This is a genomic window from Tistrella arctica (assembly GCF_039630945.1).
Lineage (GTDB): Bacteria > Pseudomonadota > Alphaproteobacteria > Tistrellales > Tistrellaceae > Tistrella > Tistrella bauzanensis.
In genome coordinates this window covers 21610-47528 of record NZ_JBBKTV010000003.1, presented here as the reverse complement: position 1 = coordinate 47528, position 25919 = coordinate 21610, and the positions used below count along the sequence as shown (strand labels likewise).

The following is a 25919-nucleotide window of genomic DNA, read 5'->3' as shown; positions in this document are numbered from 1 at the left end:
CATGCAATTACGCCCCGGAGACGTGACGCATCAGGCCGGGCGATCGCGTAAATTTTTTTATAAGGACATGTCCGTCGGCGCCGGGATCAGTGCAGGATCAGCAGCATGCCGGTCAGGCGGGTGACGCGGGCGCCGGCGACGGCGGCAAGCGACTGCGTGCTGTCGGCCGGATCGTCGAGCCGGTAATTGCCGGTGACCCGGCGGCTGGCGAGGGTCGGATCGGTGATCAGGATGCGGCCCGGCAGATAGCGGTCGAGTTCGGCCAGCACCTCGCCGAGCGGCCGGTCGGCGAAGACCAGCCGCCCGTCCAGCCAGCCCAGGCTCTGGGCCGGATCGGGGCGGGTGACGGCGCCGGGACCGGTGTTATCGAGGCGCAGGGTGTCGCCGGCGGCGAGTGCCACGCTGCGGCCGGCGGCGCCGGCTTCCACCCGGCCGCTGCGGACCTGGACCCTGACGGCATCATCGGCGGTGAAGCCGACCGCGAAGGCGGTGCCGGTGACCCGGACCGTCGCCGGCCCGGCCGCAACCGTGAATGGCCGCGCGCCATCGGGCGACACCTCGAAGAAGGCCCGCCCGCCCAGCAGGCGCAGATGCCGGCCGGTGTCGTCGATGGTGACGGCAATCGCGGTGTCGGTGTCGAGGGTGACGCGTGAGCCGTCGGCCAGCATCATCACCCGGCGCTCACCCGTGGCGGTGACCGCATCGGCCTGAAGCCGCACCGGCAGATCGAGGGCGGCGCCGATACCGACCGCGACCAGAACCGAGGCGGCGAGCGCCAGTCGCCGCAGAACCGGCCGGCGCCGGCGCGTGGCGATCGCGCCGGATATGGGCGCCGGGGTGCGCGCATCTGTGGCGGGGGCCATGTCAGTGGTGGCCGCCTTCGCAAGCGCGGCGGCGAAGACATCGGCGCCCCACAGCGCCTCGACCCGGGCCAGAGCCGCGGCATGGGCGGGGTCGGCGGCGGCCCAGGCGGCCAGCGCCTCGGCCTCGCCCGGGGCGGCATCGGGGTCGCGCGCGCGGATGAAGCGTTCAAGCGCGGCATCGATGATGGCCGCATCGGTCGTGACCGGGTCCATGGTGTCGCGGGCGCCGGTCATTGACGGGGGCCCGCCATGAAACTGCCCAGACAGGCGGCCATCGCGTCCTTCAGATCCTTCTGAACCGTGCTGGTCGAGACGCCAAGGGAGGTCGCCACCTCGCCGTAGCTGCGGCCTTCCAGCCGGCAGGCGACCATCACCCGGCGCTGGCGCGGCGTCAACCGCGACATCGCCTGTTCCAGCCGGTCGAGCAACTGGCGGTCGCCGACCTCGGCTTCGGGGGTCGGGGTGTCGGCGGCGATCCGGGTCAGATCGTCATCGGCATCGCCCTGGCCGACCACAGCACCCTGGCGGCGTTCGCGACGCAGATGGTCGAGCGCCAGATTGCGGGCGGTGCGGAACAGGAACGGCTCCAGATGCTGGACCTGGGTATGCGCCAGCGCGGCGCGGACCTTCAGATAGGTCTCCTGCGCCAGATCCTCGGCGACCGCCATGCTGCCGACGATCGATGTCAGGCTGCGGACCAGAACGCGGCGCTGGCCGGTGTAGATGTGATTGAGCCGGTCGAGCGCCGTTCGGTCCAAGATCCGCGATATCCCGAAGAGCCCAGCGGGCATCACCGGCGGCGGCAGGCCATCCGGACGTCTCTGAAGAAGATCGCAGTTTATAGAGAATGCGACTTATTTGCAATCCTGTGATCGCAGGCCCCGATATGTCAGCGCCCATCACGCCGGCGGGCGGCGAAACGGGCCTGTTCCGCGCGGAAGGCGGCACCGCGCGCAGCACCGGTGAACTGGTCGATATCGATCAGCGACGCGGCGGAAAGCGGCGCGATGCCGCTGGCGTTCAGCATCCGCTTGTTCATCCGCAAGGGCGTTGCGGGCTTGGCGGCCAGCCGGTCGGCCATGACCCGGGCGGCATCGAGGGCGGTGGCGCCGGCATCGGCGATGCCGTCGACCAGCCCCAGGGTGAGGGCCTGTTCAGCGGTGACATTGCTGCCGAGCAGCGCCATGCGGCGGGTGGCCTGAAGGCCGATGGTGGCGACAAGGCGCGGCAGGCATCCCCAGCCGGGGGTGATGCCGCGGTCGATTTCCGGCAGACCGAACAACGCGCCGGCCCGGGCCACCCGGAAATCGCAGGCCAGCGCCATCACCAGCCCGCCACCCAGGGCGTATCCTTCGACGGCGGCGATGGTGACCGGCGGCAGACTGGTCCAGGCCTCGACGGCCTCGCCGCCGGCGCGGGCGATCTGTTCGGCCAGGGCCTCGTCCGCGCCATCGGCCAGGGCCGCCACGCCCGGATCCGCCAGATCGAAGCCGCCGCTGAAGGCGGTATCCGATCCGTGCAGGATCACCACCGCGATCTCCGGCCGGCGGGCCAGATGGCGCGCGGCGTCGGTGAGGTCGTGCAGCAGGGCCGGGGAGAGCGGATTGACCTGCCGGGCCGGGCGGTCGAAACGCACTGTGGCGACCGGTCCGGCGATCGAGACGGTGACGGCGGAGGATGGCTGATCGGTCATGGCATCGGGTGTCCTGAGAATGAGGGTGGCCCGGATCCTGCGCGTTGCCGGCCGGAACGGCAACCGGCTGCCGGCGCATCTTGACAGACCGACCGATCGGTTGGTTAATGATCCGCATGACCGATACCGATCGCCTCGCAGCCCGCTCAGCCACTGGCCGCTCAGCCACTGGCCGCTCAACCACTGGCCGCTCAGCCCAGGCCCAGCTCTCGCGCACCCGCCCCGCCCGGCGCCGGGAGCGTGGCGAGGAAACCCGCGCTCTGCTGCTCGACGAGGCCGAGCGGCTGTTCGCCGCCCATGGCTTTCATGGCGTCGGGCTGGCGGCGCTGGCCACAGCCAGCGGCCTGGGCAATGCCGGGTTGCTGCATCATTTCCCCAGCAAGGCCCGGCTGTATGGCGCGGTGCTGGCGCGGGTGGGCGCTGAACTCGACGCCCTGCTGGACGCGGCCCTGGCCGATGCCCCGAACCCCCGCGCTGCCGCCCGGGCCATGGTGCGGCTGCAGGCGACCTGGACGGCGGAGCGGCCGCAAGGCGCGCGGCTGGTGCTGCGGGAACTGCTCGACAATGTCGACCGGGTCGGGCGGGCGCGCAGCCTGCCGCTCGCCGGCTATGTCGATCGGATGTGCCGGGTGATCGAGGCCGCGCAAGCGGCCGGCCATGTGGCGGCGGGGCCGGTGGTGCTGCCGCTGACCCAGCTTCTGGGCAGCTTCGCCTATGCCCTGGCCGTTCGGCCGACCTTTGCCCAGATGCGGCCGCAAGATGCCGTGCTGGCCAGTGATGCCGCCTTCGCCCAGGCCCTTGTGGCGGTGGCGGAGGCGGCATTGTTCACCGGAGGACATGCCCATGCCGACCCCGATGCCCCATGAGCCGATGGCCGCTGAGCCGATGCCGGCTATGGCCGACATCCCCGACCGGCTGGCACTGCTGGCGCGGGCCTGCGCCAGCCTGACGCGCGGCCGGCCGGAAATGCCGGATGCGATGTATCACAGCCCGGTCCGCCGCTATATCGACCCGGCGCGGTTGGCGGCCGAACAGCGGCTGATCCGCCGTTACCCGCAGATGGCGGCGGCATCCGCCGAGATCCCGGCACCGGGCGACTGGCTGGCCCGTGACATCTCGGGCGTGCCGGTGCTGCTGGTGCGAGATGCCGACGGCCGGGTGAACGCGCTGCTCAACGCCTGTCGCCATCGCGGCGTGCGGGTGGCGGAGGCCGGCTGCGGATCGGGCCGGCGCAGCTTCACCTGCCCCTATCATGCCTGGACCTATGGCGCCGACGGGGCCTTGAAATCGGTGCCCAAAGCCTTCGGATTCCCTGACCTGGACAAGCAGACGCGCGGCCTGCGGCGGCTGGCGGTGGCGGAATGCGGCGGGTTGATCTGGGTGGTGACCGATCCCGCTCATGTCGCGGTCGATATCCGTGCGCATCTCGGCACCGTCGGGGACGATCTGGAGGCGCTGGGTTTCGGCTCCCACGTGCCCTATGCGCCACGCGACCTGCCGCTCGCCTGCGACTGGAAGCTGGTGCTCGACGGGTCGTTCGAGGCCTATCACTTCAAGATCGCCCACAAGGCGACCATCGCGCCGATGTTCGCCGACAATCTGCAGGTGATCGACGACTTCGGGCTGAACCGCCGGCTGTATCTGGTCAAGGCGGCGCTGGACCCGACGGCCCCGCCGAGGCCCGAAGACTTCACCACCCGTGGTTTCGGCAATATCTTCTATTTTGTGTTTCCGAACACGCTGATCCTGGTGCAGCCCGATCATGCCCAGGTGACGCGGGTGGAGCCGGCCGGTGTCGGCGCCTCTGTGCTGCATGACGTGGCGCTGGTGCCCGAGGTGCCGGCGACACCGAAGGCGCTGCATCACTGGCAGCGCAACATCGACATCTATCGCGCGGCATTGGGCGAGGATTACGTGCTGGCGGAATCGACCCAGTCGACGCTGGCCACCGGCGCCAATGACACGCTGATCTTCGGCGGCTTCGAATTCGCCGCCGCGCGCTTCCACGATCAGCTTGAGGCCGAACTGGCGGCGATGGCGTCCGGCTGACCGGGCAATACCCCGATCAGCCGGATGTGACATGGCCGATGCCTTACGGCTTCACCGCCGCCGTCACGATCACCTCGACCCGGTATTCCGGGGCGGCGAGCTTCGCCTCGCCGGTGGCGCGGGCGGGGCTGTGGCCGGGCACGACCCACTTGTCCCAGACCGCGTTCATCTCGGCGAAATCATTCATATCGGCCAGCCAGATGATCGCCTGAAGGATGCGGCTGCGGTCGCTGCCGGCCCGCTCCAATGCGGCATCGACCTCGGCCAGCGCGTCGGCTGTCTGCTCGGCGACGCTCCGGCCGGGGGTGCCGACCTTGCCGGCCAGCCAGACCATGCCGTTATAGACCACGCCGTCGCTCATCCGCGGGCCCGGATTGACGCGGCGGATATCGGGGTTGCTGTCGGTCATGATGTCGGGGTCTCCTTGGGTGTCGCGTCGAGGGTGCCGGGCGTCCGCCCGGTTCTATGTAAGGTTCCGGGCTTCCGCCCGGCTGGTGATAGGTGTACCAGTGTGGTCGACCCGCCGCCAAGCTTCCGGAGCACGCGCGCCATGACCCCGACCGATCTTCGTGCCCGCGTGCTGTATCGCGACCAGCTTGTGGTGATCATCGACAAGCCCGCCGGGCTGCCGGTGCATGCCGGTCCGCGCGGCGGACCCAATCTGGAGTTGTATCTGGATGCGCTGCGCTTCGGATACAAGGAACAGCCGTCGCTGGCTCACCGGCTGGACCGCGACACCAGCGGCTGCCTGGTGCTGGGCCGCAACCGGCGCGGGTTGGCCCGGCTGGGCCGGATGTTCGCCGGTGGCCGGGTGGAGAAGGTTTATTGGGCGGTGACCGACGGCATCCCCGATGCGCCGGACGGCCGGGTCGATGCCCCCCTTGCCAAGCATACCCCCGGCCGGGGCTGGAAGATGGTCGTCGATCCGGCGGGCCAGGCGGCGGTGACCGACTGGCGGGTGCTGGGGCAGGCGGATGGCCGGGCCTGGATCGAATGCCGGCCCCGCACCGGCCGCACCCATCAGATCCGCGTGCATATGGCGCATCTGGGCTGCCCGCTGGTCGGCGACCCGGTTTATGCCCATGGCGTGGGCGATGCCTTTGCCGACGAGATGCGCGGCCGGCTGGGATCGATGCTGCTGCATGCCCGCGCCATCACCCTGCCGCTGCATCCGGATGTGCCACCGGTGACGGCGACGGCGCCGGTGCCGCCGCATATGCGCGCCGGATTGCAGGGGGTGGGCATGGATGGCGCGGCGGAAGACGCCTTCGCCCGCCGCCAGCGCGCCGAGGCCCTGGCCGCGGCCGAGGCCAGCCCCGCCGATGACGAGGCCGATGACCGGCTGAAGAGCCGCCGCCATCGCGGCCTGCAGCGCGGACCCGCCCGGCGCGATGATGGGGGACGCAACGACGGAGGGCGGGGCGGCTTCGGCGGCCGCTGAGGGCTGACCGGTCAATCGGCGGTGTGGCAGACCATGCCGGCGCTGCGGCCGCGCAGCGTGCACAGGCCGATCGAGCGCCAGCCGGGCGGATGACCGGCCAGATCCAGCACCGTATCGGTGGCGACGACCGCCAGCCCCGCCTGTTTGGCGACGCTCTCGATCCGGGCTGCCACATTCACCGGATCGCCGATGACGGTATAATCCAGCCGCGCGTCATCGCCCACCGGTCCGCAATAGACCGGACCGGCATGAACCGCCACCGCCACGGCGGGACGGTGCGGGGGGATGCCTTCGGCGGCCAGCGCCGTGCCGGCCCAGATTTCGACATCGGCCGCGATCGCGCGGGCGGCATGCAGGGCGGCACGCGCGGCGGCGGCGGGATCGGCGTCACCGGTGGCACCGAACAGCGCCAGCACGCCATCGCCCACAAAGCCGGCGATCATGCCGCCATGGCCGCCGACCACCTGCCCGACCCGGCGTCGATAATCGCCGAGCAGCCGGCCGGTGGCCTGCGGGTCCAGCCGTTCGGCCATGGCGGTCGATCCGCGCAGATCGACGAAGACGATCGCCAGATCCCGCCGTCCACCCAGCGCGTCGGGGCTGGTGACGGGATCGGCCATCATGGCCGCGATCTCGGCCGGCAGGAACCGGCCAAGCCGGCCGGCGCGGGCGGCTTCGGCCACCGCGCGCGCCACCATGCGCCGGTTGCGGGCGGCGGCGATGGCCAGCGCCACCCCCGCCAGCACCAGCATCAGCAGGCGGCCGATATTGGGCGGGGTGGCGTGCATGCCGTTGATCGCGGCGGCAAGCACCGCCGGATCGGCCGGGATGTCGTGATTGGACAGCATCGGCAGGCCCAGCGCCATCACCAGCAGGCCGGTGACCATCATGATGGCCATCGGGCGCAATCGGATGGCGGCGATCGCCAGCAGCACCGGCGCCAGTGCCGCCGCGGTCAGCATCAGCGCATAGCGGCCGGGCAGCCCGGTCAGGACCAGCCCCGCCCAGACCGATCCGCCCAGCAGCACCGCGTCGGTCAGCGGAAACACCCAGGCCATCCAGCGCCGGTGGCGCCGGCGGATGGTGAGCAGCACCACGACCATGCCCAGCAGACCGAAGGCCCCGAGTGTGACCAGCGCGACCATCAGCCGGCGGTCGACGGCGCCGGTCATGATCATGTCGGGCCGGATGATCAGCAGCGGCACCACCAGCGAGGCCAGCAGGATCACCGCCATGGCGATGCGCATCCAGCCGCCCAGCCGTTCGGCTTCGCGTTCGGCCGCGTCGATATCAGTGGGTGTGGCGTCGTTTCGAGGGCGCGGCATCCGCGCGCTCACCGGCCGGCGAGCGCCGCCCGCAAGGCGTCGGCGGTCGCGGCCAGCGCCTCGGGCTCGGCGCGTGGCATCGGCCGGAAGGTGAGGTCGGTCTCGACGATCTGGCGGCGCGAGATCACGTCGGTCAGCTCGTGCATCGGCACGATATGAGCATGGGCATGGGCGACGTCGATGCCGGTGAAGGCGAAGCTCACCCGCTCCACGCCATGGATCCGCTTCATCTGGCGGGCCAGATCCTGGCCCAGCGCCATGATCCGCGCCGCCGTGTCGGCGGGCAGATCCTCGAACCAGACATGATGCCGGCGCGGAATGATCAGGGTATGGCCCGGCCGGACCGGCTGGATGTCGAGAAACGCCATCACCGTGTCGTCCTGATGGATGACATGTGCGGGCAGGTGGCCGCCGGCAATGGCGCAGAACAGGCAGGGCGTGTCGGTCATCGTTCACGGATCCGGGCTTGCGGGACGGAAGGGCGGGGCAGCGGCGTCGCTGATACGCGGCCCGCAGTATAACCCGACGCGGTGGCGATGGCGCCTGCCTGGATGGGGCCGCTACCAGATCCGGCTGGTGACGCTGGCCTGCGCCACCAGATGGCCGTGGGTGTCGCGGACCGACACCGCGGTGACGGTGCCGCCGCGGCTGCGTGACAGCACAGTGGTCTCGGTCACCAGATCGACGCCCTCGGCCGGGCGCAGATAATGCACGACCAGGGTTTGGGTGGCGCCGCCGCGCAGGCCGGCGGGATCGGCCCCCGAGGCCGAGGCGGCGGCCCCGGCGACATCGGCCAGGGTGGCGATGACGCCGCCATGGACGATCCGGCCGGTGGTGACGTTGGCGGGATCGAAGGGCAGGCGCAGGCGCACGTCGTCGGGCGCCAGTCTGTCGACCCGGATCGCCAGATGCCGGGCCACGGGGCCGGCGATGAGCACGTCATGGATGATGGCGGCGATCCGCGGATCGACGGTGTCGGTATCGCGGGCGGCTTCTGAAATCCCGGGGGACATGATGGCACGGCCTTCCTGTGGTGGCGGATGGGACGGCGTTCAGGAAAGCGCGGCCGCCGCCGCCGGTCGATTACCCGTGAGGTCATGGCCGGGGTGAGGGAGGCGGACACGGTCCGGCATCAGGAGAATTCGGTCAGGGTTAATTTATCATAGGTTGTGTTTCGTCATGTCCATGTCTACCTTCTGGATCGGGGTCACAGGATCGGGGATGGAAGCCATGACGCTGGCCGGAACGGGTGCCGACGCGGTGCGCGCGGTTGCGGGAGAAGACGGCAGGGCCAAGGCGGGGCCAAGCCCCGCGGCGCTGGGACTGGACGCCGCCCTTGGCTGGGCGGCCAGCCGGTCGCTGGCCGAGGCGATCAATGGCGGCACGTTCGCGCGGTTGGCCGCCGGGCGCGCCGACCCGACCGAGCTGGCGACGGCGGTGGGCCTGTCGGTCGACCGGCTGCTGGCACAGCTTGCCGCGCTGGGCGCGCAAGGGCTGCTTTATCTGGAAGATGATGGGCAGGTGATTCTGAACCCGCACGCGCAGGGTGCCGCCGACGCGGCGGCGGCGCTGCTGGCGGCGGGTGTGCCCACGGCGCCCGGCGCGATTGCCTGGCCGGTGCTGGATCCGGCGACCGGTGGCTGGGCCGAAGCGCTGTTGCGGCCGCGCGGTCGCTGGCTGGTTCTGGGTGGTGACGCCGGCTTCGCCGAGGGCTTCGCGCGATCGGGCGCGGTCGAGGTGGTGCGGATCGACGAGAACGACCCGGCCTTCGCCGCCGCATTGGCCGATCCGGGGCAGGACTGGCCGCAGGGGTTGGACGGGGTGCTGATCCTGCGCGGGCTGGGCCGCCAGCACAAATCGCTGATCTCGGCGGCGATCGAGGCATCGGAAGAGGCGCTTGGCCCGGATGGCCGCTTCGCCTGCCTGGATCTGATGCTGGATGACGATTATTCCGGACCGCGCCATGCCGGTCTCTGGTCTTATGCCCAGGCGGATCTTGGCAGCGAGGCACCGCCGCTGACCCTGAACTTTCTGGGGCTGCGGCTGGCGGAGGTGGGCTTCGCCCCGCCATCATCGGCCGATGCCCCGGATGGCGTTCACCGTCTGGTGTGGAGCCTGCGCGACTGAGGGGTCTGCGCGACTGACGGTCGCAGAGCGGTCTTCCCGTCACGGCGCGGCTTGCCCGGGCCGGATGGCTGCGCCATCTTCGGCAGTATGAGCACGCGCCCCCAGAACAAGCCGGGTGATCGGCCCCGGCCCGAGAGACCGCCGCGATCGCGCCGCGGATGGCGGCTGGTCGCGGGTGTTGCCGGCTGTGCCGCGGTGATCGCGGCCGGTGCCGTCCTGATGCTGGCGCCGGAAAGGGTGCGGGCGGTGCTGGGGCTGGATGGCGGCCATGCGGCAGCCGGCCATGTGGTGCGCAGCTTCCCCGATCCGGCAAATCCGGATGCCGCCGCGCGGGCGGCGCTGTATGCGGCGCTGGCCGAGATGCCGTCGGAACTCGATCCGGCCGACCCGGCCAAGGTGGCCGAGGGCGGGCGGCTGTATGCGACACAATGCGCCGCCTGCCATGGCCCCGATCTTGGCGGTGCGCCGGACTGGGACTGGCGGACGCCCCGGCCATCGGGACGGATGGCGGCGCCGCCCCATGATGCGACCGGCCACACCTGGCATCACCCCGACCAGCATCTGTTCGCGCTGACCGCCCTCGGCCCCGGCCCGTTCGCGCCGCCGGGCTATCAGTCCGACATGCCCGGCTTCCGCGATCGGCTGAGCGATGGCCAGATCTGGGCGATCCTGTCCTTCATCAAAAGCCGCTGGCCGGTGCCGGTTCGCGAGGCTCATGACCGGTTGTCGGCCGGGATGGCGCGGTGAGCGGCGCAGATGAGACGGGCACGCCCGACCCGCGGCTGCTGGATGCCGACGGCTGGCGGCGGCTGGTGCCCTGGCTGGATGTGACCGAGGCGGGGTGCACCGCAGACGGTACCGGTTTCATGGCCGTCGACGATGACGCGCTGGGCCGCGCCGCCGACAGCCTGCATGATCAGGGCTGGTTCGCGCTGCCACCCTGCCTGCCGCCGGATCTGATCGACGGGCTTGGCCGTGGCATCAGCCGGCTGGCGGCGCTGGGCTGGCCGCCGGTGTTCATCCATGTCTTCGATCAGGCCTGGGCGCTGCAGGCGGCATTGACGCCGCTGGCCCGGCATCTGCTGGGCGACCGCTTCGCCGTGCTGCCGCATCTGTGGGCGTGGTGTGTGCCGCCCGTGCCGCGCGCGCGCGGCTGGCCCGGCCATCGTGACCTGATCGGCAACAGTGTGTTTCCAGGTGGCATTCACATGACGCTCAGCCTTTGGGTGCCGCTGGTCGATGCCACTCTGGACAATGGCTGCATGCGGGTGGTGCCGCTGCCGGTGGAACGGGCCCTGTCCGACCGGCTTGAGGCCATGATCGCCGACGGGCGGCTGGCCGCCGAACCCGAGGCGATCGGCACGCCCCTGCCGGCCGCCGCCGGAGCGGTTCTGGGCTGGCGCCAGGACCTGTGGCACTGGTCGGGGCGCGCCACAACCGCTGCTGCCGGCCCGCGGATCAGCATCGCGATCGAGATGCAGAACCGGGCCTTCGATGCGGTGGCGGAGCCGCTGATCACGGCTGGCCATGGCCCCCGGCTGCAGATGCGTGTCGACCTGATCCTGCGGGCAATGCGAACTTACGCGCGGATGGAAAGCCTTCCAGGGCCGCTTCCAATTGACACTCTTGCGCAAGAATTGAAGTAAAAGATCTATTTGGGCGCGTGATGCGATTTAGTCTTTCTGGTTAAATAATATATTCCATAATCACCTGCAGGTCGGGTGACGTTTCTGCTAAAATTGGCGCCTGTCTCGTAACATTGATGCCCTTGCCATTGTGCTTTCGTGCCCGGCGGCTATATTCAGCCCGACAACATACCAGTCGACGCCTCCGCGCGGTGTCGCGCGGAGCGGCTCAAGGAGTCCTACCGCATGACCGAGAACACCGCCGTCCGTGCAGGTACCGTCACGATCACGGACGATATCAGCGGGCAGAGCCACGAATTGCCGATCCTGAACGGTACGTCGGGGAATATGGTGATCGATATCCGCTCGCTCGGCGGGAAGACCGGCTATTTCACCTATGATCCGGGCTTCATGGCCACCGCCTCGTGCGAGAGCCGGATCACCTTCATCGACGGCGACAAGGGCGAACTGCTCCATCGGGGTTACCCGATCGACCAGCTTGCCACCAGGAGCAACTTCCTTGAAGTCGCTTATCTGATGATGAACGGCGAACTGCCCTCGACGGACGAATACACGACCTTCGAGCGCAACATCACCCGCCACACCATGCTGCATGAGCAGCTGACCAAGTTCTTCACCGGTTTCCGCCGCGACGCCCATCCGATGGCGGTCATGGTGGGTGTGGTCGGCGCGATGTCGGCCTTCTATCATGACAGCACCGATATCAACGACCCGGCGCATCGGGTGATCGCCTCGCACCGGCTGATCGCCAAGGTGCCGACCATCGCCGCGATGGCCTATAAGTATTCGGTCGGCCAGCCCTTCGTGTATCCGCGCAACGATCTGGGCTATGCCGAGAATTTCCTGCACATGATGTTCTCGGTGCCATGCGAGCCTTACGAGGTTAATCCGGTTCTGGCGCGGGCGATGGACCGGATCCTGATCCTGCACGCCGATCATGAGCAGAACGCCTCGACCTCGACCGTCCGTCTGGCCGGCTCGTCGGGGGCCAATCCCTTCGCCTGCATCGCCGCCGGCATCGCCTGCCTGTGGGGCCCCGCACATGGCGGTGCCAACGAGGCGGTGATCAAGATGCTGGAAGAGATCGGCTCGGCCGACAAGATCCCCGAATTCATCGCCCGGGCGAAGGACAAGGACGATCCGTTCCGGCTGATGGGCTTCGGTCATCGCGTCTATAAGAACTTCGATCCGCGCGCGACCATCATGCGCCAGACCTGCCACGAGGTTCTGGGCGAGCTTGGCATCACCGACGAGCCGCTGCTCGACATCGCCATGAAGCTTGAGAAGATCGCGCTTGAGGACGACTATTTCGTGCAGCGCAAGCTGTATCCGAATGTCGACTTCTATTCGGGCATCATCCTGCGCGCCATGGGCATCCCCACCAGCCTGTTCACGGTGCTGTTCGCCGTGGCCCGCACGGTTGGCTGGGTTGCCCAGTGGAACGAGATGATCGAGGATCCCACCCAGAAGATCGGCCGCCCGCGCCAGTTGTATATCGGTGCCGCCGCCCGCGATTATGTGGAACTGGGGCAGCGCTGATCTGCGGCAGACCCCACCGGGGCCACGGCCCGCCACCACCTGCAAGCGACCGCCCTCCGAGCCTGGCTCGGGGGGCGGTTCGCGTTGCGGGGGGAGGGAGCGGCGGCGTCGCGTTTCACGCGTGTCAGGCAGGGGCGCATACGACCATCGCGCGCCTTTGCCGCTGGTGCTAGTCTGGTCGCCGACAGCCCGGGGGAGACAAGCCGGGAAACCGATGCCCCGGGAAGCCGATAGCCCAGGAAGCTGGCCGGGGGCGGGCGCCGCAGCGCGCATGGGGGAGGGGAGCGACAGCGAATGGACCGGAAGATCTGGGGCGTGATGCTGGCCATGCTGGCGGTGGGGGGGGCCGCATTCCAGATCGTGCGCATCCAGGACCAGCGTCGCCAGGTGATCGTCGAAACCGAGCGGCAGCTTCTGCATGATGCAGCCGGCCTGGAACGGACGGTCCAGGGTGTGATGCAGGGTGTGGAGGCTTCACTGACGCTGGCATCTGCCCGGCTGCTGGCGGCGGGCTTTCCGGCGATGGATGCCCCCGCGGTCGTGCAGATCCTGCAGCGCGCCTTGTCGCCAGGGCTTGTGCCCACCGCCATCTGGGTGATGGATGACCAGGGACAGGTGCGCGGCGGCATCGGCGATGCGCCGCCGCCGGCACTGGCCACGGCCGATGCGCCGGTTTTCGCGGTGCACCACCGCGCCCGACCCATGCAGCCGGCCTATGCCCAGCAACTGATGCGCGACGGCATGTTCCTGACCATCGCCGGCACCGGGGGGGCCGGCGGCACCGGCGATGACTGGCGCGTCCTTGCCGCCAGCCGGGCGATTGCCATCATGGAGGACGAGACCGGCGGCCAGAACGCCGCCGGTCGGGGGATCGGTTTTCAGGGCGCCGGCTTCAAGGGTGTCGTGGTGATGATGCTGTCGCGTGACGTCCTGGCCGGGCCGCTGGTGACGGTGGCCGGTCCCGGCCGCGTGGCGCTGGGGCTATCGGATGCAGGTGGACGGTTGCTGCCGCTGACGGCGTTGGAAAGCCCGCACCGCCGCCGCATGGCCGCCGATGCCGCGGCAGGCGCGACGCCGGCCGATCCCGTGTTGGGCGATCCGGTATTGGGCGATCGGGGGCGGGCCGATCTGGTGGCGGCCGATCTGGTCGCGGCCGATCTGGTCGCGGAACGGCCGGTGACGGGCTTTCCGATCTCGGTCACGGTCGGGCGGTCGCGGTCGCAGGTGCTGGACGGCTGGCGCGACCGGCTGATGGCCGATGCCGGCATGGGGTTGATGCTGGGACTGATCGGCGGTGCGGCCATCATGCTGATGGTGCTGCCGCGCCGTGGCGGCCCGCCCGGCACCCGACAGGCTGCCGGTGGAGACGATCATCTGCACGCCTTGGAACGCGGCGCCGCGTCGATCTGGCATTTCGACGCCGATGATCGCCGGATCGCGGTGATGCCGGCGATCGCGACGGTCGGTGCCGGCCGGCATGATCTGGACGATCTGCTGAACCACCTGCATCAAGCCGACCGAACCGCCTTGTCGACTGCCATCGACGACGTCATGGCCGGCCGCGACAATACGCTTGAGGTGGTGGTGACGGTGCCCGCCGCGGGTGGCGGCGTGCATTTCCTGCGATGGCTGGGCGGGCTGGCGCGCGAGCCCGCCGCCACGGCCGGGAAGGATGGCCCCCGGCCTTCGATCCGGCATCTGGTGGGCGTGATCCACGATATCACCGCCCAGGAGGTCCGACACCGCGAGACGCAGGAACGCATCCGGTCGCTGCATGAAATCCAGTCGCTGGCCGGCATTGCCTCATGGAGCTGGCCGATCGGGGCCGCGCGGGTGTGGTGCGCCGCCGAATTGTTCCAGGCCTTCGGCATCGAGATGTCGGCCGATAGCGGCATCGACGCCCCGCAATTCCAGGCGATGGTGCTGCCCGAAGACCGGCCGCGGGTGCGGGACGCGCTGAGCCGTGCCCGGCGTGGCACGCCGGCGCCGCTGGATTTCCGGCTGCTGCGGGTGGACGGGCAGATCATGCACATGGTGGGAGCGGCAGCGCCCGGCTTCGATGCGGCCGGGCGGGTGGTGCGGATCAATGGTGCGCTGGAAGTGACCCGAACCGCCCGGCCGGCCCAATCCAGGGCGGCAGACGGCGTGGTGTGACGGCGGTCGCTTGCATCCGGCGGCCGGGACGGTCAGGCTTGGCGCCGGGGTCTGCCTGTCCGGCGGTGCCCCGCCCCCCATTCATGCCCCGTCAGGAACGCTTCATCAATGGCTCCATCAATGATTGCAGGTTCCAACCCCTCCGCCCCATCTTCCGCCTCGTCTTCCGCCTCTGCCGCGGCGCCGCTGCGGGTCTGTGTGGCCGGGGTGACCGGCTGGACCGGCAATGCCGTCGCCCGCGCCATCGCCGCCAGCCCCGATCTGGTGCTGGTGGCCGGGGTCGCGCGCAAGGCCGCCGGTCAGAGGCTGGCGGCGGTGGTCGGTGAACCGCAGGCACGCGCCACGGGCACCGATGTGACAGTCGATGGTGATCTGGCGACAGCGCTCGCCCGTGGTGGAATCGACGTGCTGGTCGATTACACCCATCCCACCACGGTTGCCGGCCATGCCGAAGCGGCGCTGGCGGCCGGCGTGCATGTGGTGATCGGTACCTCCGGGCTGGATGCCGCGGCTTATGACCATATCGATCGGGCGGCCAGGGCCGCCGGGCGCGGCGTGGTCGCCAGCGGCAATTTCGCGATCACCGCGGCCCTGGCCACCCGGTTCTCGCTGATCGCCGCCCGCTATATTCCGCATGTCGAGGTGGTCGAGATCGCCGGTCCCGCCAAGCCCGATGCGCCATCGGGCACCGCGCGCGAACTGGCGGAGCGTCTGGGCCGGGTGGCCCGGCCGCCGATGCCGGCCGGCACCGAACCGGTGGCGCCCGACCGGGTGATCGGCGACGCCGCCCTGCGCGGTGGAACCATCGGCGGCGTGCAGGTCCATTCGCTGCGCCTGCCCGGCTATGCCGCATCGATCGATGCCCATTTCGCCGTGGCCGGTGCCCGGCTGGTGGTGTCGCATGATGCCGGCAAGGATGCCGCGGCCTATGTCGACGGCACGCTGCTGGCGGTGCGGCGGGTGCCGGGCGTGACCGGGCTGGTGCGCGGACTGGACGTGCTGTTGTTCGGGCCCGACGAGGCAGATGGTGCGGCCATGGCGGGGGCGCCGGCATGACCACCACCCGCACCGCCGATGGTGGCCGCGCACAACCCCATGCCACCGGTGGCGCCGACCGGCCGCTGTTCCTGGACCGGGCGGTGCGCCACGCGGCCTTCGCCCTGCTGGTGCTGGCCGGGCTGCTGTTCCTGGTGCTGGCGCTGGCGGTGGATGGCGATTACGCCTGGCCGCTGCTGGTGATTGCGCCGCTGATCGCGGTGGGCGTGGTCGACATCCGACAGACCGTTCATGCCATCCGCTTCAACTATCCGGTTGTGGGGCATCTGCGCTGGATCTTCGAGGATCTGCGCCCCTATCTGCGCCAATATATCGTCGAAGACGATCTGGAGGGCCGGCCCTATAACCGGCTGGCCCGCACGCTGGTTTATGAACGCGCCAAGGGCGACGAGGATGCCCAGCCGCTGGGCACGCAACTGGATGTCTATGCCCAGCGCTATGAGGTGCTGGTGCATTCGGTGGCGCCGCATCCGGTGGCGACCGAGCCGTTCCGGGTGACGGTGGGGGGGCCGCAATGCCTGAAGCCCTATAGCGCCCAGGTGCTGAACATCTCGGCGATGAGTTTCGGATCGTTGAGCGCCCGGGCGATCGAGGCGCTGAATGCCGGCGCCGCCCGTGGCGGGTTTTATCACGACACCGGCGAGGGCGGGTTCAGCCCCTATCACCGCATGCATGGCGGCGATATCGTCTGGGAACTGGGATCGGGCTATTTCGGCTGCCGCGATGATCAGGGCCGTTTCGATCCCGACCATTTCGCCGAGACCGCCCGGCTCGATCAGGTGAAGATGATCGAGATCAAGCTGAGCCAGGGCGCCAAGCCCGGCCATGGTGGCATGCTGCCCGGCCCCAAGGTCACCGCCGAGATCGCCGCCACCCGCAAGGTGCCGGAAGGGGTGGACTGCATCTCGCCGGCCCGCCATTCGGCCTTTGACACGCCCGAAGGCATGATGCGTTTCGTGCAGCAGTTGCGCGACTTGTCGGGCGGCAAGCCGGTCGGCATCAAGCTGTGCGTGGGCCAGCCTCATGAGATCTTCGCGATCGTCAAGGCGATGCTGAGCACCGGCATTCTGGTCGATTTCATCGTCGTCGACGGTGCCGAAGGCGGCACCGGCGCCGCGCCGCGCGAATTTTCCGATCATCTGGGCCTGCCGATGCGCGAAGGGCTGGTGCTGGTGCGCAACGCCCTGGTCGGCGCCGGGCTTCGACCGCATGTGAAGATCGCGGCGGCCGGCAAGATGACCAGCGCCTTCGATCTGGCGGCGGCCCTGGCGATCGGCGCCGACTGGTGCAATGCCGCCCGCGCCTTCATGTTCGCGATCGGCTGCGTGCAATCGGTGAAATGCCATACCGGTCGCTGCCCCACCGGTGTCGCCACCCAGGATCCCGATCGCCAGAAGGGGCTGGTGGTGGAAGACAAGGCCGAACGGGTGCGCCGCTATCAGGCCCGCACCGTCCATGCCCTGGCCGATCTGGTCGCGGCCGCGGGCCTGGACCACCCCGATCAGCTTGAACCGCGCCACCTGCTGCACCGCCGCTCGCCCAACGAGATCGTGCCGATCGACCGGCTGTATCCGTTCCTGAAGCCGGGCGTGCTGATCGAGGCGCCCGACGCCACCCCCTATGCCGCCGACTGGGCGGCGGCCGACCCGGCCAGCTTCGCGCCGCGTCGGATCGGATAGGTGTGTGATCCCGGGGATTGTCCACAGGCTCCGTTCAGGGGTGTGCCGGCGCGATTGTCCCCAGGTCTCACGCGACGATAAGCTGGCGCGAAACGTCCCCGCGACCGCTCTCATCGCCGCGACTGCCACCTATTGGCTCAAGGCAGCCCTGACCCTGGCGGTCAGGGCTGCCGTTCAGCGTCCAATTCTTCCTCAAGTCTGCCTCGCAGCATCGCCACGACGCGGTGCGCTGTCCTGATCTCCTCAAGCGAAAGACCCTCCGCCAGCGTATTGACCCTGGGGCTGTAGGCGTTGATCGCGGCGTCATAGACCCGGCGGCCCTTGTCGGTCAGCACGACCAGATGCGCGCGGCGGTGGTGAGGGTTGGGCTGAAACGCGACCAGATCCTCCTTGTGCAGATCGTTGACGATGCGCTGCACATTCTGCCGGTTGGCGCCAAGGTCGCGGGCGATCCAGGCCACCGGCTGGGATCGCCGCGACAGGACGATCGCGCCCAGGATCTGCCACCGGGCGCTCGTCAGCCCGAAGGGCGCGACCAGCCTGTCACCCCATGTCAGCGTCAGGTTGTTGGCCCGGAACAGGGTCAGGATCAGCTCGGTCAGGGCATCGGCCTTCGGGGTCGTCGTCGCTTCGCTCATTCGTTACCATCTATCCATATTGACATCATCATGTCATTTCGATATGTATTGATCATATCGAAATGACACCATGACTACAATTTGAATGGAGTCGCGAGATGGCTCTGGTGAAGCCCATGGACGAGACATTCCCATTGAACGGCAGCTCGCGCTCGGAGCCGCGCCCGTCGTCCTCGTCAACCCGTTCACGCTCGATGCCGCCGACGAGGACCGCTTTCTCGGCGCCTGTCCGTCATCCGCTGTCGCCACCCCGCACCTGTTCCAGAAGGTCGGCGCCGGCGGCATCCGCACGGCTTGATCCCGAAGAACGGCGCTTGAGCACGAGGAGAAGACGCATGTCGCTTCTGTTGAAGGTTCCAGCGATCACAAAGGCCTGCCAGGTGACAGGAAACGCCATGCCAAGGATCATCCATCCGGTTGCCGGGATCATTGCCATCCTGACGATCTCGACCTTCTGGCTCTCGACGACGATTGCGGAATTGTTCCTCTCCGGATCCGCCGTTGTGGCCGTCAAGACGACTATTCCGTGGGGCTTCCTGTTGCTTGTGCCGGCGCTGGCGGCGACGGGCGGGTCCGGTGTCTTCCTGTCGCGCGGGCGGCGGGAGGGGCTTGTCGGCACAAAGCTGAGACGTATGCGCTTCATTGCCGCGAACGGCCTGCTTTTCCTGATCCCGGCGGCGTTGTTCCTTGCCTCCAAGGCGCGGGCGGGCGAGTTCGATACGATCTTCTATGTCGTGCAGGCCGTTGAGCTGATCGCCGGCGCGACGAACATCACGCTCCTCGCCTTGCAGATGCGCGACGGGATGAGGCTCACCCGGTGGCGGCGCGGGAGCGCCCCTCGGCCGGCGGCACGCCACAAGACCCTCCCTCACCGGCAAGCGGGAGATCGCGCGCGGAACGGTCGCGACGCCTGATCCACGACGCAGGGCGAGCGGGGCCATATCGCGCGCGACATGCGAACGCCATGTCGATGACGCGTCGAAGCCGGTCTTCTATCTCGCCGGCCCCCTGCCATGGTCGCTGGAATGGAGACCATGCTCCACAGCCTGTGGCGCCGGGACAGGGGGGCCGTCAACAGCCCAGCCGGTCCAGCACCGCCGCCACCAGCACCGCCGGCGCGTCCAGTTGCAGCAGATGCCCGGCATTGGCGACGCCGGTGAAGCCGCAGCCGATCCGGTCCGCGAGTGCCCGGCCCTGATCTGCCGGCAGCCAGCGATCGTCCAGCCCCCACAGCACCTGGGCCGGGGCCCGCATCTGCCCCAGCAGCGGCACCACCGCGTCGGTGGCGGCCGGGTCCATGCGGGCGATCTGGTCATAGAATGCCCGGGCGCCATGATCGTCGCCCCAGGCATCCAGAATGTCGGCCAGGATCGCGGGTGGGATCGGCCGGTGGGCGGCCTCGGCCACATAGGCCGCGACCAGCGCGCGGTGCAGATGTGCGGGCAGCCCGGCAAAGGCCGCCGCGTGATCGCGGATATGGGCCACGAAGGCCGAACCCCAGGGCCTCAGCGCCACCGCATCGACCAGCACCAGCCTGCGCATCTCCACCCCGTCGAGCAGATGGGCGCGCAGCACCGTCGCGCCGCCGAAATCATGCCCCACCACCACCGGCGGCCGCGCCAGCCCCAGATGCGCCACCCAGTCGGCGAACACCTGGTTCTGCACATGCAATGAGATATCGGTGCCGGCGGCGACCCGCGACTGGCCGTAACCCGGCAGATCATAGACATGCACCCGCGCCCGCGCCGCCAGCGCCGGCATCACATCTGCCCAGACGGCGGCGTTGAACGGCGTGCCATGGACCAGCACCAGATCCGGCCCGTCATCGCCGAACCGGTCCCAGAACACCGGCCCGATGCGATGATCGAACCGGCGGGCGAGCGGAAGATTGCGGCGCATCTGAAACATTCCCCGACTGAAGCATGCCTGACTGACCGGCACCCCCGCATCCCACCACGCCCGCATGCCGCCGGCCAACGCCGATGGCTGATGCGGTCATCAGCGATGGTGATGGTGCGGTGTGTCGCCGCTCAGCGGTCCCAGCCGGTCGAGAATTGCAGCCTGCGGAGCATGGCGAAGGTGTCGCAGCACGGCACACCAAGTGTCTTACAGACATCGGGCACTCGCCGGTTCTGCCGCCTCTTGGCCGGAGATGAGACTTCGGTCGTCACGACGCAACGGTCATGGGGTGATGCCATGGCGTGAGCGATCAGAAACGGATCCTGGCCGATCTGCTCAAGCTCGTCATCCGTCAGGTCGGGCGCGTATCCGATATCGATGGCGGAGCGCACGTGCACGGGATCGACGTCTTCATCGAGCAGGATGGCATCTCGCACCGTCCTCTGGCTGAGCCATCCATACAGAAGATCTTTGGTGGTGTCGGTGCCGCCACCGCGGACTTCTTCGAAGGTTTCAATGGGCATCTTCAGAACGCCGGCCGCTGCCTTGTACACCAGAAATGTCCAGAACTCCGGGACGACGTCGACCGGATAGTACTGGTTGTGGGCCGTGATCAGCACATTGGCGTCCAGAAGATAGAGCATGCCGCTAGCCCGCCCGCCCGGATGCCGCCGTATTTCGCAACAGCGGGATCACATTCCGGGGCTTCACGCCAAGAACCTTCCCGGCCTTGGTCGGGGTCAGGCTGCCTTCGCTGAGCGTCCGTTCCACGAGACGCAGAAGTGCCGCGCCGATCCGATGCCGTCTGACCGTATAATAATTCGGCCCGCCATTGTCCTGGCGGGTCTCGTCGCGCTGTGCCGCCCTGTGCTGGCGCCACTCCGTCCTGAAGCGATCGGACAGTGTCTGCCAGTCGACCTCGGACAGCCGGTTGTCGCGGAACAGGCGGTAGATCACCAGAGACCGGCTGATACGGCGCTCATCGGCAAAGCTCTCGACACGAAACGCGACGTCGTCGAGATCCATCTGCCGGTCGATGGCGACCATCGCCAGATCCCGTGCCGGCAGCAGGAAGCGGCTGGCGACATCGTTGCAGAACTGTTCCACCCGGCCGTCGGCGTGCGGGCCACTGACGCCGCCGGCACCAATCCAGAGATGGGCCAGTTCATGCAGCAGCGTGAAGGACCATGCAGATTTCGCATCCTGGTCGTTGATCACGATGAACGGGGCAACCGGGTCGGCGAGGGCGAGACCGCGGAAGGCGCCGGCATCGATGGCGGTGTGATGGCTGCCCAGATTGCCAATCAGCAGGACGAACACACCCGCGGCCTCGACCTTGGCGCGCAGCGCGTTGAACGCCGCCTCGACCTTCGGTTCCGCCCGGAAGCTGTCGGCGTCGAAACCGATCCGGCGCTGAATATCGGCGACCACGGCATCCGGACCGGCCGTGATCGATATCCCGCCCACGAAGGGCAGCGGCTGGGCATCCTCGTCGTCGAGGAGCGAGCGGACCATCGACTGGCGGGCCCTGACATCGCGGATCAACGCATCGATCAGCGGCTCGGCATCGGTGTGGCGATCCGGCAGGGTGCGGAAATCCTCGCCGCGATCGCCGGCCCTGGGAGGGGCCGCCAGATAGAAGGTCAGGAGCGGCCGGTGATACAGGGTGGTCATCTTGACCAGGGTCGCACGGGATACCTGGGCTTGACCCGCCTCCATGGCCGATAGCCGCTCACGTGCCGTGCTGCCCCGGGCGTCGCTGATCTGTAGTCGACGCGCAGCCTCGTCGACCGTGAACCCTGCGGTTTCACGTGCCCAGATGAGGATTTCGGGGGCCACGGCAGGCATGTAGGGCCGGTCTCCAGGCAGTGCGGGCGGTCGGGGTCGTGGACTTAAGTGTAGCGGGTGGATCGTGGCTGATCCACCGAACCATGACGATGCCGCATCGGCCCGGGCACGCGGGGCGCTTGTGCGGTGGTGATCCGTCGCAAATGGTGGAATGAGACATATTGCGGTGCGTGTCCGCCCACGGCTGGCGCGAACCCGCCATTCCGGACACGCCGCACGCAGAAATATGCTGCAACGCAGAATTCCGCAGGGAACGCCTATTTCAATTGTACGTTTGACCGAATCGGAAATGCGTCGTTACTCTTCTCGGATGCCGGCCGTTTTTGCGGCGCCGGCGACCGGCGGGCCCTGAACAGAATGCGCGCGGCCAGGCAGCCGCCGCCGGCGGGGCCCCGGCCGGGCACACCCTGGGAGGGATGCGCAAGATGGAGCTGTTTGCCCAGCAGGTCATGAACGGTCTGGTCCTGGGCAGTGTCTACAGCCTGGTTGCCCTTGGCGTGACACTGATCTATGGCACGATGGAAATTCCGAATTTCGCCCATGGGCATCTGTACATGCTGGGCGCCTATGTCACCTTCGCCGCAGTGACCGGGCTGGATGTCCATTACTGGATCGGCATGCTGATCGCGGTGGGGGCGCTGGCGGTTGTGGGCGTGGCGGTGGAGCGGCTGGCCTTCCGGCCGCTCCGGCATGCGCCGCATGTCAACATGATGATCGCGGCCGTGGGGCTGATGCTGTTCTTCGAGGCCCTGGCGCAGATCGTGTGGGGCGCCGATTTCCGGCGCCTCGCCTCGCCCTATGGCGCGGTGGTGGATCTGTGGGGCACCACGGTGACCGAGCAGAAGCTGATTCTGATCGTGGCCGGCATCGCGTTGATGGCGCTGCTGTTCCTGTTCCTGAAGCGCACGCCGCTTGGCGCCGCGATCGAGGCGGTGTCGCAGGACCGGGTGGGCGCGCAACTGGTCGGCATCGATCCGGAGCGGATCTCGATGATCACCTTCGCGCTGTCGGCGGGGCTTGCCGCCGCCGCGGCGGCGCTGATCGCGCCGATCAACCTGATCTCGCCGTCGATGGGGCTGGTGGTCGGGCTGAAGGCCTTCGTGATCGTGGTCATCGGCGGCATGGGCAGCGTTGCCGGCGCCATCATCTGCGGCTATGGCCTGGCGCTGGCGGAAAGCCTGGGCGGCACCTATGTCGCCACCGGCTATCAGGATCTGATCGCCTTCGCCATTCTGGCGCTGGTGCTGACCGTGCGGCCCTCGGGCCTGTTCGCGAAGGGGGCCTGAGGCCATGGCGATCCTGGAGACGCCCGGCGCGCGGCTGTCGTCGCCCGCGGCGGGCAGCCCGGCCCATGCCGGCCCCCGGCACACGGCACCATCGGCGGCGATCGCCGCCGCCGCGATCCGGCCGGTCAATCCCACACGGCGGCTGCTGACCCGCCTGCTGGTGCTGGGCTTTGTGGCGCTGGTGCTGCTGCTGCCGCTGCTGCTGACCAACCCCTATCACATGCAGGTGGTGCTGACCGGCTTCATCTTCGCGATCGGCGCCTATGGGCTGAACATCGCCCTTGGCTATACCGGCCTGCTGTCGCTGGGTCATGCCGGCTTCTTCGGCATCGGCGCCTATGCGGTGGCGCTGCTGACCTCGGAACAGGGCTGGTCGTTCTGGCCGGCGCTGGTGGTGGCGATCGTGTTGAGCGGCGGTGCCGGCTTCGTCGTCGGCAGCATCTGCCTGCGCGCCAAGGGCCATTATCTGGCCATCTTCACACTGGCGGTCGGCATGATCATCTATCAGGTGCTGGACAAGTGGGAGAGCCTGACCAACGGCCCGATCGGCGTGGTCGGCATCCCCGGCCCCAGCCCGATCGGCCCGATCACCTTCGACAGCTTCACCGCCCGCTATTACCTGACCGCCGCCTTCCTGCTGGTCGCCATGCTCGGCGCCTGGCGGATCAGGGCGTCGCTGTTCGGCCGCACCCTGCTCGCCATCCGGATGAGCGAACCGCTGGCGGCGGCGGCGGGCGTGAACGTGATGGCGGCCAAGCGGCTGGCCTTCACCATGGCCTGCATCTATGCCGGTGTCGCCGGCGGGCTTTATGCCAGCTTCATCGGCTTCCTCGGCCCCGATATCGCGGTGGTCGAGAACACCTTCAACATGCTGCTCTACGTGCTGCTGGGCGGCATCGCCTCGGTGGCGGGGCCGCTGGTCGGCACCATGCTAGTCTATATGCTGACCCAGTTCCTCCAGGCCTTCCAGACCTATCAGATGCTGGTCTTCGGCCCGGCGCTGATCGCGCTGGTGATCTTCCTGCCCTATGGCATCACCGGGGCGGTGACCATGATCGCACGCCGGCTGTTCCCCGACGGGCCGGCCCGCCGGCAGCCGGCACCGGCTGTGACACCCGCCCCCCAGTCCAGCGGCAGAAGGTGAGACGCCATGGCGGCCATACTTGAAACACGCGGACTGACCAAAGCCTTCGGCGGGCTGGTGGCGGTGGGTGATGTCGACTTCACGGTCGAGGAGGGCGGCATCACCGGCATCATCGGCCCGAACGGCGCCGGCAAATCGACCTTCTTCAACCTGATCAGCCTGTTCTATCGCTCGACATCCGGCACCATCACCTTCCGGGGCGAGGACGTGACCCGGTTGAAGACCCATGACATGCCGCCGCGCGGCATGGCGCGGACCTTCCAGACCACGCATCTGTTCTCGGAGGCGAGCGTGCTCGACAATGTGATCGTCGGCTATCGTCACCGCACCCGTGCCGGACTGCTGGACGCGCTGGTCAACAGCCCGCGCGAGCGGCGCGAGATCGCCGTGGCGCGGCTGCGGGCGATGGAGGCACTGGACTTCGTGGGGCTGGCCGATGTGGCGCATACCCCCGCCGGGTTGATCAGCCAGGAACAGCAGAAGCGGGCCGCCATCGCCCTGGGGCTGGTCGGCGGGCCGCATCTGCTGCTGCTGGACGAACCGGCCGCCGGCATCAACCCTGAGGAGACCGACGAGCTTGGCCGGCTGATCAGGCGGATCGCCGCCGCCGGGGTCACCGTCTGCCTGATCGAGCACAAGATGAAGATGGTGATGGGGTTGTGCGACCGGATCATGGTGCTGCATCACGGCCGCAAGATCGCCGCCGGCACGCCTGATGAGGTCCGCAATGACGACGCGGTGATCACCGCCTATCTGGGGAGCGATGCCCATGCTCACGCTTGACGCGGTCTCGGTGCAGTTCGGCGCTTTCCGGGTGCTGACCGACGTGTCGATCCAGGTGGGGCAGGGCGAGCTGGTGGTGCTGCTGGGGTCGAACGGCGCCGGCAAGAGCACACTGTTCCGCACCATCAGCGGCCTGCACCGCCCGACCCGCGGCCGGATTGTGTTCGACGGCGACGACATCGCCAAGGCGGCACCAGCGCGGATCGTGGCGCGCGGCATCGCCCATTGCCCGGAAGGCCGGCGGCTGTTCCCCGACTTGTCGGTGCACAAGAACCTGATGCTGGGCGCCTATAGCCGCCGCGACAGCGCACATGCGGTGGAAGAGACGCTGAACTATGTGAACGCGCTGTTCCCGATCCTGGTCGAGAAGGCGTGGCAGCCGGCGGGGTCGCTGTCGGGCGGACAGCAGCAGATGGTGGCGATCGGCCGGGCGCTGATGGGCAAGCCCCGGCTGCTGATGCTGGACGAGCCGACACTGGGGCTGGCGCCGCTGGTGGTGCGTCAGGTGCTGGATGCGGCGGCGGAAATCTGCCGCGGCGGCACCACCGTGCTGCTGGCGGAACAGAACGCCCATGCGGCCCTGGCGATCGCCGATCGCGGCTATGTGATCGAGACCGGCCATATCACCACACAAGGCACCCGCGACCAGTTGATGTCGGATGACGAGGTCCGCCGCGCCTATGTCGGCGCCTGACCCGGCATCGGACCCCCGATCCTGATCCTGATCCAGTCTGAGAGATCCCGGCACA

General features: G+C 68.7%; 26 protein-coding genes and 1 pseudogene. 16 read left to right on the top strand and 11 right to left on the bottom strand.

Features of this window, described 5'->3' with window-relative positions:
• Window positions 1–86: 86 nt before the first annotated feature.
• The 3 genes from WG924_RS07095 to WG924_RS07085 all read right to left on the bottom strand — a co-directional run bounded on the left by WG924_RS07095 (window position 87) and on the right by WG924_RS07085 (window position 2556).
• Complete coding sequence (locus tag WG924_RS07095) at window positions 87–1097, bottom strand: FecR family protein (RefSeq protein WP_345932327.1); 1011 nt, start codon at window positions 1095–1097, stop codon at window positions 87–89.
• Window positions 1094–1621: an RNA polymerase sigma factor gene (locus WG924_RS07090; protein WP_345932326.1), complete on the bottom strand. Its 528-nt coding sequence runs from the start codon at window positions 1619–1621 to the stop codon at window positions 1094–1096. The genes WG924_RS07095 and WG924_RS07090 overlap by 4 nt, the downstream gene beginning before the upstream one ends.
• Before the next feature lie 131 nt (window positions 1622–1752).
• Complete coding sequence (locus WG924_RS07085) at window positions 1753–2556, bottom strand: enoyl-CoA hydratase/isomerase family protein (RefSeq protein WP_345932325.1); 804 nt, start codon at window positions 2554–2556, stop codon at window positions 1753–1755.
• Between the two features lie 116 nt (window positions 2557–2672).
• On the opposite strand from WG924_RS07085, the gene WG924_RS07080 reads away from it, so the two are divergent.
• A complete protein-coding gene (locus WG924_RS07080) occupies window positions 2673–3422 on the top strand; it encodes a TetR/AcrR family transcriptional regulator (protein ID WP_345932324.1) in 750 nt (249 codons plus the stop codon).
• Window positions 3400–4605: an aromatic ring-hydroxylating oxygenase subunit alpha gene (locus tag WG924_RS07075; RefSeq protein ID WP_345932323.1), complete on the top strand. Its 1206-nt coding sequence runs from the start codon at window positions 3400–3402 to the stop codon at window positions 4603–4605. Before WG924_RS07080 ends, WG924_RS07075 begins: the two co-directional genes overlap by 23 nt.
• A gap of 43 nt (window positions 4606–4648) precedes the next feature.
• Here WG924_RS07075 and WG924_RS07070 read toward each other — a convergent pair whose 3' ends face one another.
• Window positions 4649–5014 carry a RidA family protein gene (locus WG924_RS07070; protein ID WP_345932322.1) on the bottom strand — a complete coding sequence of 122 codons (366 nt, stop codon included), beginning with the start codon at window positions 5012–5014 and terminating at the stop codon, window positions 4649–4651.
• 141 nt (window positions 5015–5155) lie between these two features.
• On the opposite strand from WG924_RS07070, the gene WG924_RS07065 reads away from it, so the two are divergent.
• Complete coding sequence (locus WG924_RS07065; protein ID WP_345932321.1) at window positions 5156–6046, top strand: RluA family pseudouridine synthase; 891 nt, start codon at window positions 5156–5158, stop codon at window positions 6044–6046.
• A gap of 11 nt (window positions 6047–6057) precedes the next feature.
• On the opposite strand, the gene WG924_RS07060 is transcribed toward WG924_RS07065, so the two are convergent.
• From WG924_RS07060 to WG924_RS07050, 3 genes are all read right to left on the bottom strand, one after another.
• A complete protein-coding gene (locus WG924_RS07060) occupies window positions 6058–7371 on the bottom strand; it encodes an adenylate/guanylate cyclase domain-containing protein (protein WP_345932320.1) in 1314 nt (437 codons plus the stop codon).
• Between the two features lie 8 nt (window positions 7372–7379).
• On the bottom strand, window positions 7380–7820 hold the full coding sequence (locus WG924_RS07055; RefSeq protein ID WP_345932319.1) for an HIT family protein: 441 nt from the start codon (window positions 7818–7820) through the stop codon (window positions 7380–7382).
• Window positions 7821–7931: 111 nt separating this feature from the next.
• Complete coding sequence (locus WG924_RS07050) at window positions 7932–8384, bottom strand: PaaI family thioesterase (RefSeq protein WP_345932318.1); 453 nt, start codon at window positions 8382–8384, stop codon at window positions 7932–7934.
• Window positions 8385–8550: 166 nt separating this feature from the next.
• Here WG924_RS07050 and WG924_RS07045 point away from each other — a divergent pair, with 166 nt between their 5' ends.
• The 7 genes from WG924_RS07045 (at window position 8551) to WG924_RS07015 (ending at window position 17572) form a co-directional block, all read left to right on the top strand.
• Window positions 8551–9498: a hypothetical protein gene (locus tag WG924_RS07045; protein WP_345932317.1), complete on the top strand. Its 948-nt coding sequence runs from the start codon at window positions 8551–8553 to the stop codon at window positions 9496–9498.
• Between the two features lie 219 nt (window positions 9499–9717).
• Window positions 9718–10245: a c-type cytochrome gene (locus WG924_RS07040; protein WP_345932316.1), complete on the top strand. Its 528-nt coding sequence runs from the start codon at window positions 9718–9720 to the stop codon at window positions 10243–10245.
• On the top strand, window positions 10242–11144 hold the full coding sequence (locus WG924_RS07035; RefSeq protein WP_345932315.1) for a phytanoyl-CoA dioxygenase family protein: 903 nt from the start codon (window positions 10242–10244) through the stop codon (window positions 11142–11144). The genes WG924_RS07040 and WG924_RS07035 overlap by 4 nt, the downstream gene beginning before the upstream one ends.
• 225 nt (window positions 11145–11369) lie before the next feature.
• Window positions 11370–12683, top strand: coding sequence for a citrate synthase (gene gltA, locus WG924_RS07030; protein WP_345932314.1), 1314 nt, complete (start codon window positions 11370–11372; stop codon window positions 12681–12683).
• Window positions 12684–12977: 294 nt separating this feature from the next.
• A complete protein-coding gene (locus WG924_RS07025) occupies window positions 12978–14837 on the top strand; it encodes a PAS domain-containing protein (RefSeq protein WP_345932313.1) in 1860 nt (619 codons plus the stop codon).
• 120 nt (window positions 14838–14957) lie between these two features.
• Window positions 14958–15893, top strand: a complete 936-nt coding sequence (dapB, locus tag WG924_RS07020) for a 4-hydroxy-tetrahydrodipicolinate reductase (RefSeq protein WP_372045178.1) — start codon at window positions 14958–14960, stop codon at window positions 15891–15893.
• Window positions 15890–17572: an FMN-binding glutamate synthase family protein gene (locus WG924_RS07015; RefSeq protein WP_345932312.1), complete on the top strand. Its 1683-nt coding sequence runs from the start codon at window positions 15890–15892 to the stop codon at window positions 17570–17572. Before dapB ends, WG924_RS07015 begins: the two co-directional genes overlap by 4 nt.
• Window positions 17573–17733: 161 nt before the next feature.
• Here WG924_RS07015 and WG924_RS07010 read toward each other — a convergent pair whose 3' ends face one another.
• On the bottom strand, window positions 17734–18210 hold the full coding sequence (locus tag WG924_RS07010) for a MarR family winged helix-turn-helix transcriptional regulator (RefSeq protein ID WP_345932311.1): 477 nt from the start codon (window positions 18208–18210) through the stop codon (window positions 17734–17736).
• Between the two features lie 98 nt (window positions 18211–18308).
• Here WG924_RS07010 and WG924_RS07005 point away from each other — a divergent pair.
• Window positions 18309–18508, top strand: a pseudogene (locus WG924_RS07005) (hypothetical protein).
• A 97-nt stretch (window positions 18509–18605) separates the two neighbouring features.
• The gene (locus tag WG924_RS07000; protein ID WP_345932793.1) at window positions 18606–19124 is read left to right on the top strand and encodes a hypothetical protein; all 519 of its coding nucleotides are present in this window, start codon (window positions 18606–18608) and stop codon (window positions 19122–19124) included.
• A gap of 157 nt (window positions 19125–19281) precedes the next feature.
• Here the strand turns inward: WG924_RS07000 and WG924_RS06995 are convergent, their stop codons facing one another.
• The 3 genes from WG924_RS06995 to WG924_RS06985 form a co-directional block, all read right to left on the bottom strand.
• Entirely contained in the window at window positions 19282–20109 is an 828-nt protein-coding gene (locus tag WG924_RS06995; protein WP_345932310.1) for an alpha/beta fold hydrolase, read from the bottom strand.
• Between the two features lie 131 nt (window positions 20110–20240).
• The gene (locus tag WG924_RS06990) at window positions 20241–20753 is read right to left on the bottom strand and encodes a DUF4411 family protein (protein WP_345932309.1); all 513 of its coding nucleotides are present in this window, start codon (window positions 20751–20753) and stop codon (window positions 20241–20243) included.
• Between the two features lie 4 nt (window positions 20754–20757).
• The gene (locus tag WG924_RS06985; RefSeq protein WP_345932308.1) at window positions 20758–21957 is read right to left on the bottom strand and encodes an ImmA/IrrE family metallo-endopeptidase; all 1200 of its coding nucleotides are present in this window, start codon (window positions 21955–21957) and stop codon (window positions 20758–20760) included.
• A gap of 425 nt (window positions 21958–22382) precedes the next feature.
• On the opposite strand from WG924_RS06985, the gene WG924_RS06980 reads away from it, so the two are divergent.
• The 4 genes from WG924_RS06980 to WG924_RS06965 are packed head-to-tail and all read left to right on the top strand — an operon-like array spanning window position 22383 to window position 25864.
• Window positions 22383–23243 (top strand): branched-chain amino acid ABC transporter permease, encoded by an 861-nt coding sequence (locus WG924_RS06980; protein ID WP_345932307.1) that lies wholly within the window; start codon window positions 22383–22385, stop codon window positions 23241–23243.
• Window positions 23244–23247: 4 nt separating this feature from the next.
• Window positions 23248–24387 (top strand): branched-chain amino acid ABC transporter permease, encoded by a 1140-nt coding sequence (locus WG924_RS06975; protein ID WP_345932306.1) that lies wholly within the window; start codon window positions 23248–23250, stop codon window positions 24385–24387.
• Between the two features lie 6 nt (window positions 24388–24393).
• Window positions 24394–25170 (top strand): ABC transporter ATP-binding protein, encoded by a 777-nt coding sequence (locus tag WG924_RS06970; protein ID WP_345932305.1) that lies wholly within the window; start codon window positions 24394–24396, stop codon window positions 25168–25170.
• Window positions 25157–25864 carry an ABC transporter ATP-binding protein gene (locus tag WG924_RS06965; RefSeq protein ID WP_345932304.1) on the top strand — a complete coding sequence of 236 codons (708 nt, stop codon included), beginning with the start codon at window positions 25157–25159 and terminating at the stop codon, window positions 25862–25864. The genes WG924_RS06970 and WG924_RS06965 overlap by 14 nt, the downstream gene beginning before the upstream one ends.
• Window positions 25865–25919 lie beyond the last annotated feature (55 nt).

Excerpts from the sequence above, each read along its gene's own strand:
- WG924_RS06990 (WP_345932309.1), bottom strand. The coding sequence starts at position 20,753 with ATGCTCTATCTTCTGGACGCCAATGTGCTGATCACGGCCCACAACCAG.
- WG924_RS07085 (WP_345932325.1), bottom strand. The coding sequence starts at position 2,556 with ATGACCGATCAGCCATCCTCCGCCGTCACCGTCTCGATCGCCGGACCG.
- WG924_RS07015 (WP_345932312.1), top strand. The coding sequence starts at position 15,890 with ATGACCACCACCCGCACCGCCGATGGTGGCCGCGCACAACCCCATGCC.
- WG924_RS07095 (WP_345932327.1), bottom strand. The coding sequence starts at position 1,097 with ATGACCGGCGCCCGCGACACCATGGACCCGGTCACGACCGATGCGGCC.
- WG924_RS07040 (WP_345932316.1), top strand. The coding sequence starts at position 9,718 with ATGCTGGCGCCGGAAAGGGTGCGGGCGGTGCTGGGGCTGGATGGCGGC.
- WG924_RS07075 (WP_345932323.1), top strand. The coding sequence starts at position 3,400 with ATGCCGACCCCGATGCCCCATGAGCCGATGGCCGCTGAGCCGATGCCG.
- WG924_RS07000 (WP_345932793.1), top strand. The coding sequence starts at position 18,606 with ATGCCAAGGATCATCCATCCGGTTGCCGGGATCATTGCCATCCTGACG.
- WG924_RS07050 (WP_345932318.1), bottom strand. The coding sequence starts at position 8,384 with ATGTCCCCCGGGATTTCAGAAGCCGCCCGCGATACCGACACCGTCGAT.
- WG924_RS06980 (WP_345932307.1), top strand. The coding sequence starts at position 22,383 with ATGGAGCTGTTTGCCCAGCAGGTCATGAACGGTCTGGTCCTGGGCAGT.
- dapB (WP_372045178.1), top strand. The coding sequence starts at position 14,958 with ATGATTGCAGGTTCCAACCCCTCCGCCCCATCTTCCGCCTCGTCTTCC.
- WG924_RS06985 (WP_345932308.1), bottom strand. The coding sequence starts at position 21,957 with ATGCCTGCCGTGGCCCCCGAAATCCTCATCTGGGCACGTGAAACCGCA.
- WG924_RS07070 (WP_345932322.1), bottom strand. The coding sequence starts at position 5,014 with ATGACCGACAGCAACCCCGATATCCGCCGCGTCAATCCGGGCCCGCGG.
- WG924_RS07025 (WP_345932313.1), top strand. The coding sequence starts at position 12,978 with ATGGACCGGAAGATCTGGGGCGTGATGCTGGCCATGCTGGCGGTGGGG.
- WG924_RS06995 (WP_345932310.1), bottom strand. The coding sequence starts at position 20,109 with ATGCGCCGCAATCTTCCGCTCGCCCGCCGGTTCGATCATCGCATCGGG.
- WG924_RS07045 (WP_345932317.1), top strand. The coding sequence starts at position 8,551 with ATGTCCATGTCTACCTTCTGGATCGGGGTCACAGGATCGGGGATGGAA.
- WG924_RS06965 (WP_345932304.1), top strand. The coding sequence starts at position 25,157 with ATGCTCACGCTTGACGCGGTCTCGGTGCAGTTCGGCGCTTTCCGGGTG.
- WG924_RS06970 (WP_345932305.1), top strand. The coding sequence starts at position 24,394 with ATGGCGGCCATACTTGAAACACGCGGACTGACCAAAGCCTTCGGCGGG.
- WG924_RS07060 (WP_345932320.1), bottom strand. The coding sequence starts at position 7,371 with ATGCCGCGCCCTCGAAACGACGCCACACCCACTGATATCGACGCGGCC.
- WG924_RS07010 (WP_345932311.1), bottom strand. The coding sequence starts at position 18,210 with ATGAGCGAAGCGACGACGACCCCGAAGGCCGATGCCCTGACCGAGCTG.
- WG924_RS06975 (WP_345932306.1), top strand. The coding sequence starts at position 23,248 with ATGGCGATCCTGGAGACGCCCGGCGCGCGGCTGTCGTCGCCCGCGGCG.
- WG924_RS07065 (WP_345932321.1), top strand. The coding sequence starts at position 5,156 with ATGACCCCGACCGATCTTCGTGCCCGCGTGCTGTATCGCGACCAGCTT.
- WG924_RS07080 (WP_345932324.1), top strand. The coding sequence starts at position 2,673 with ATGACCGATACCGATCGCCTCGCAGCCCGCTCAGCCACTGGCCGCTCA.
- WG924_RS07055 (WP_345932319.1), bottom strand. The coding sequence starts at position 7,820 with ATGACCGACACGCCCTGCCTGTTCTGCGCCATTGCCGGCGGCCACCTG.
- gltA (WP_345932314.1), top strand. The coding sequence starts at position 11,370 with ATGACCGAGAACACCGCCGTCCGTGCAGGTACCGTCACGATCACGGAC.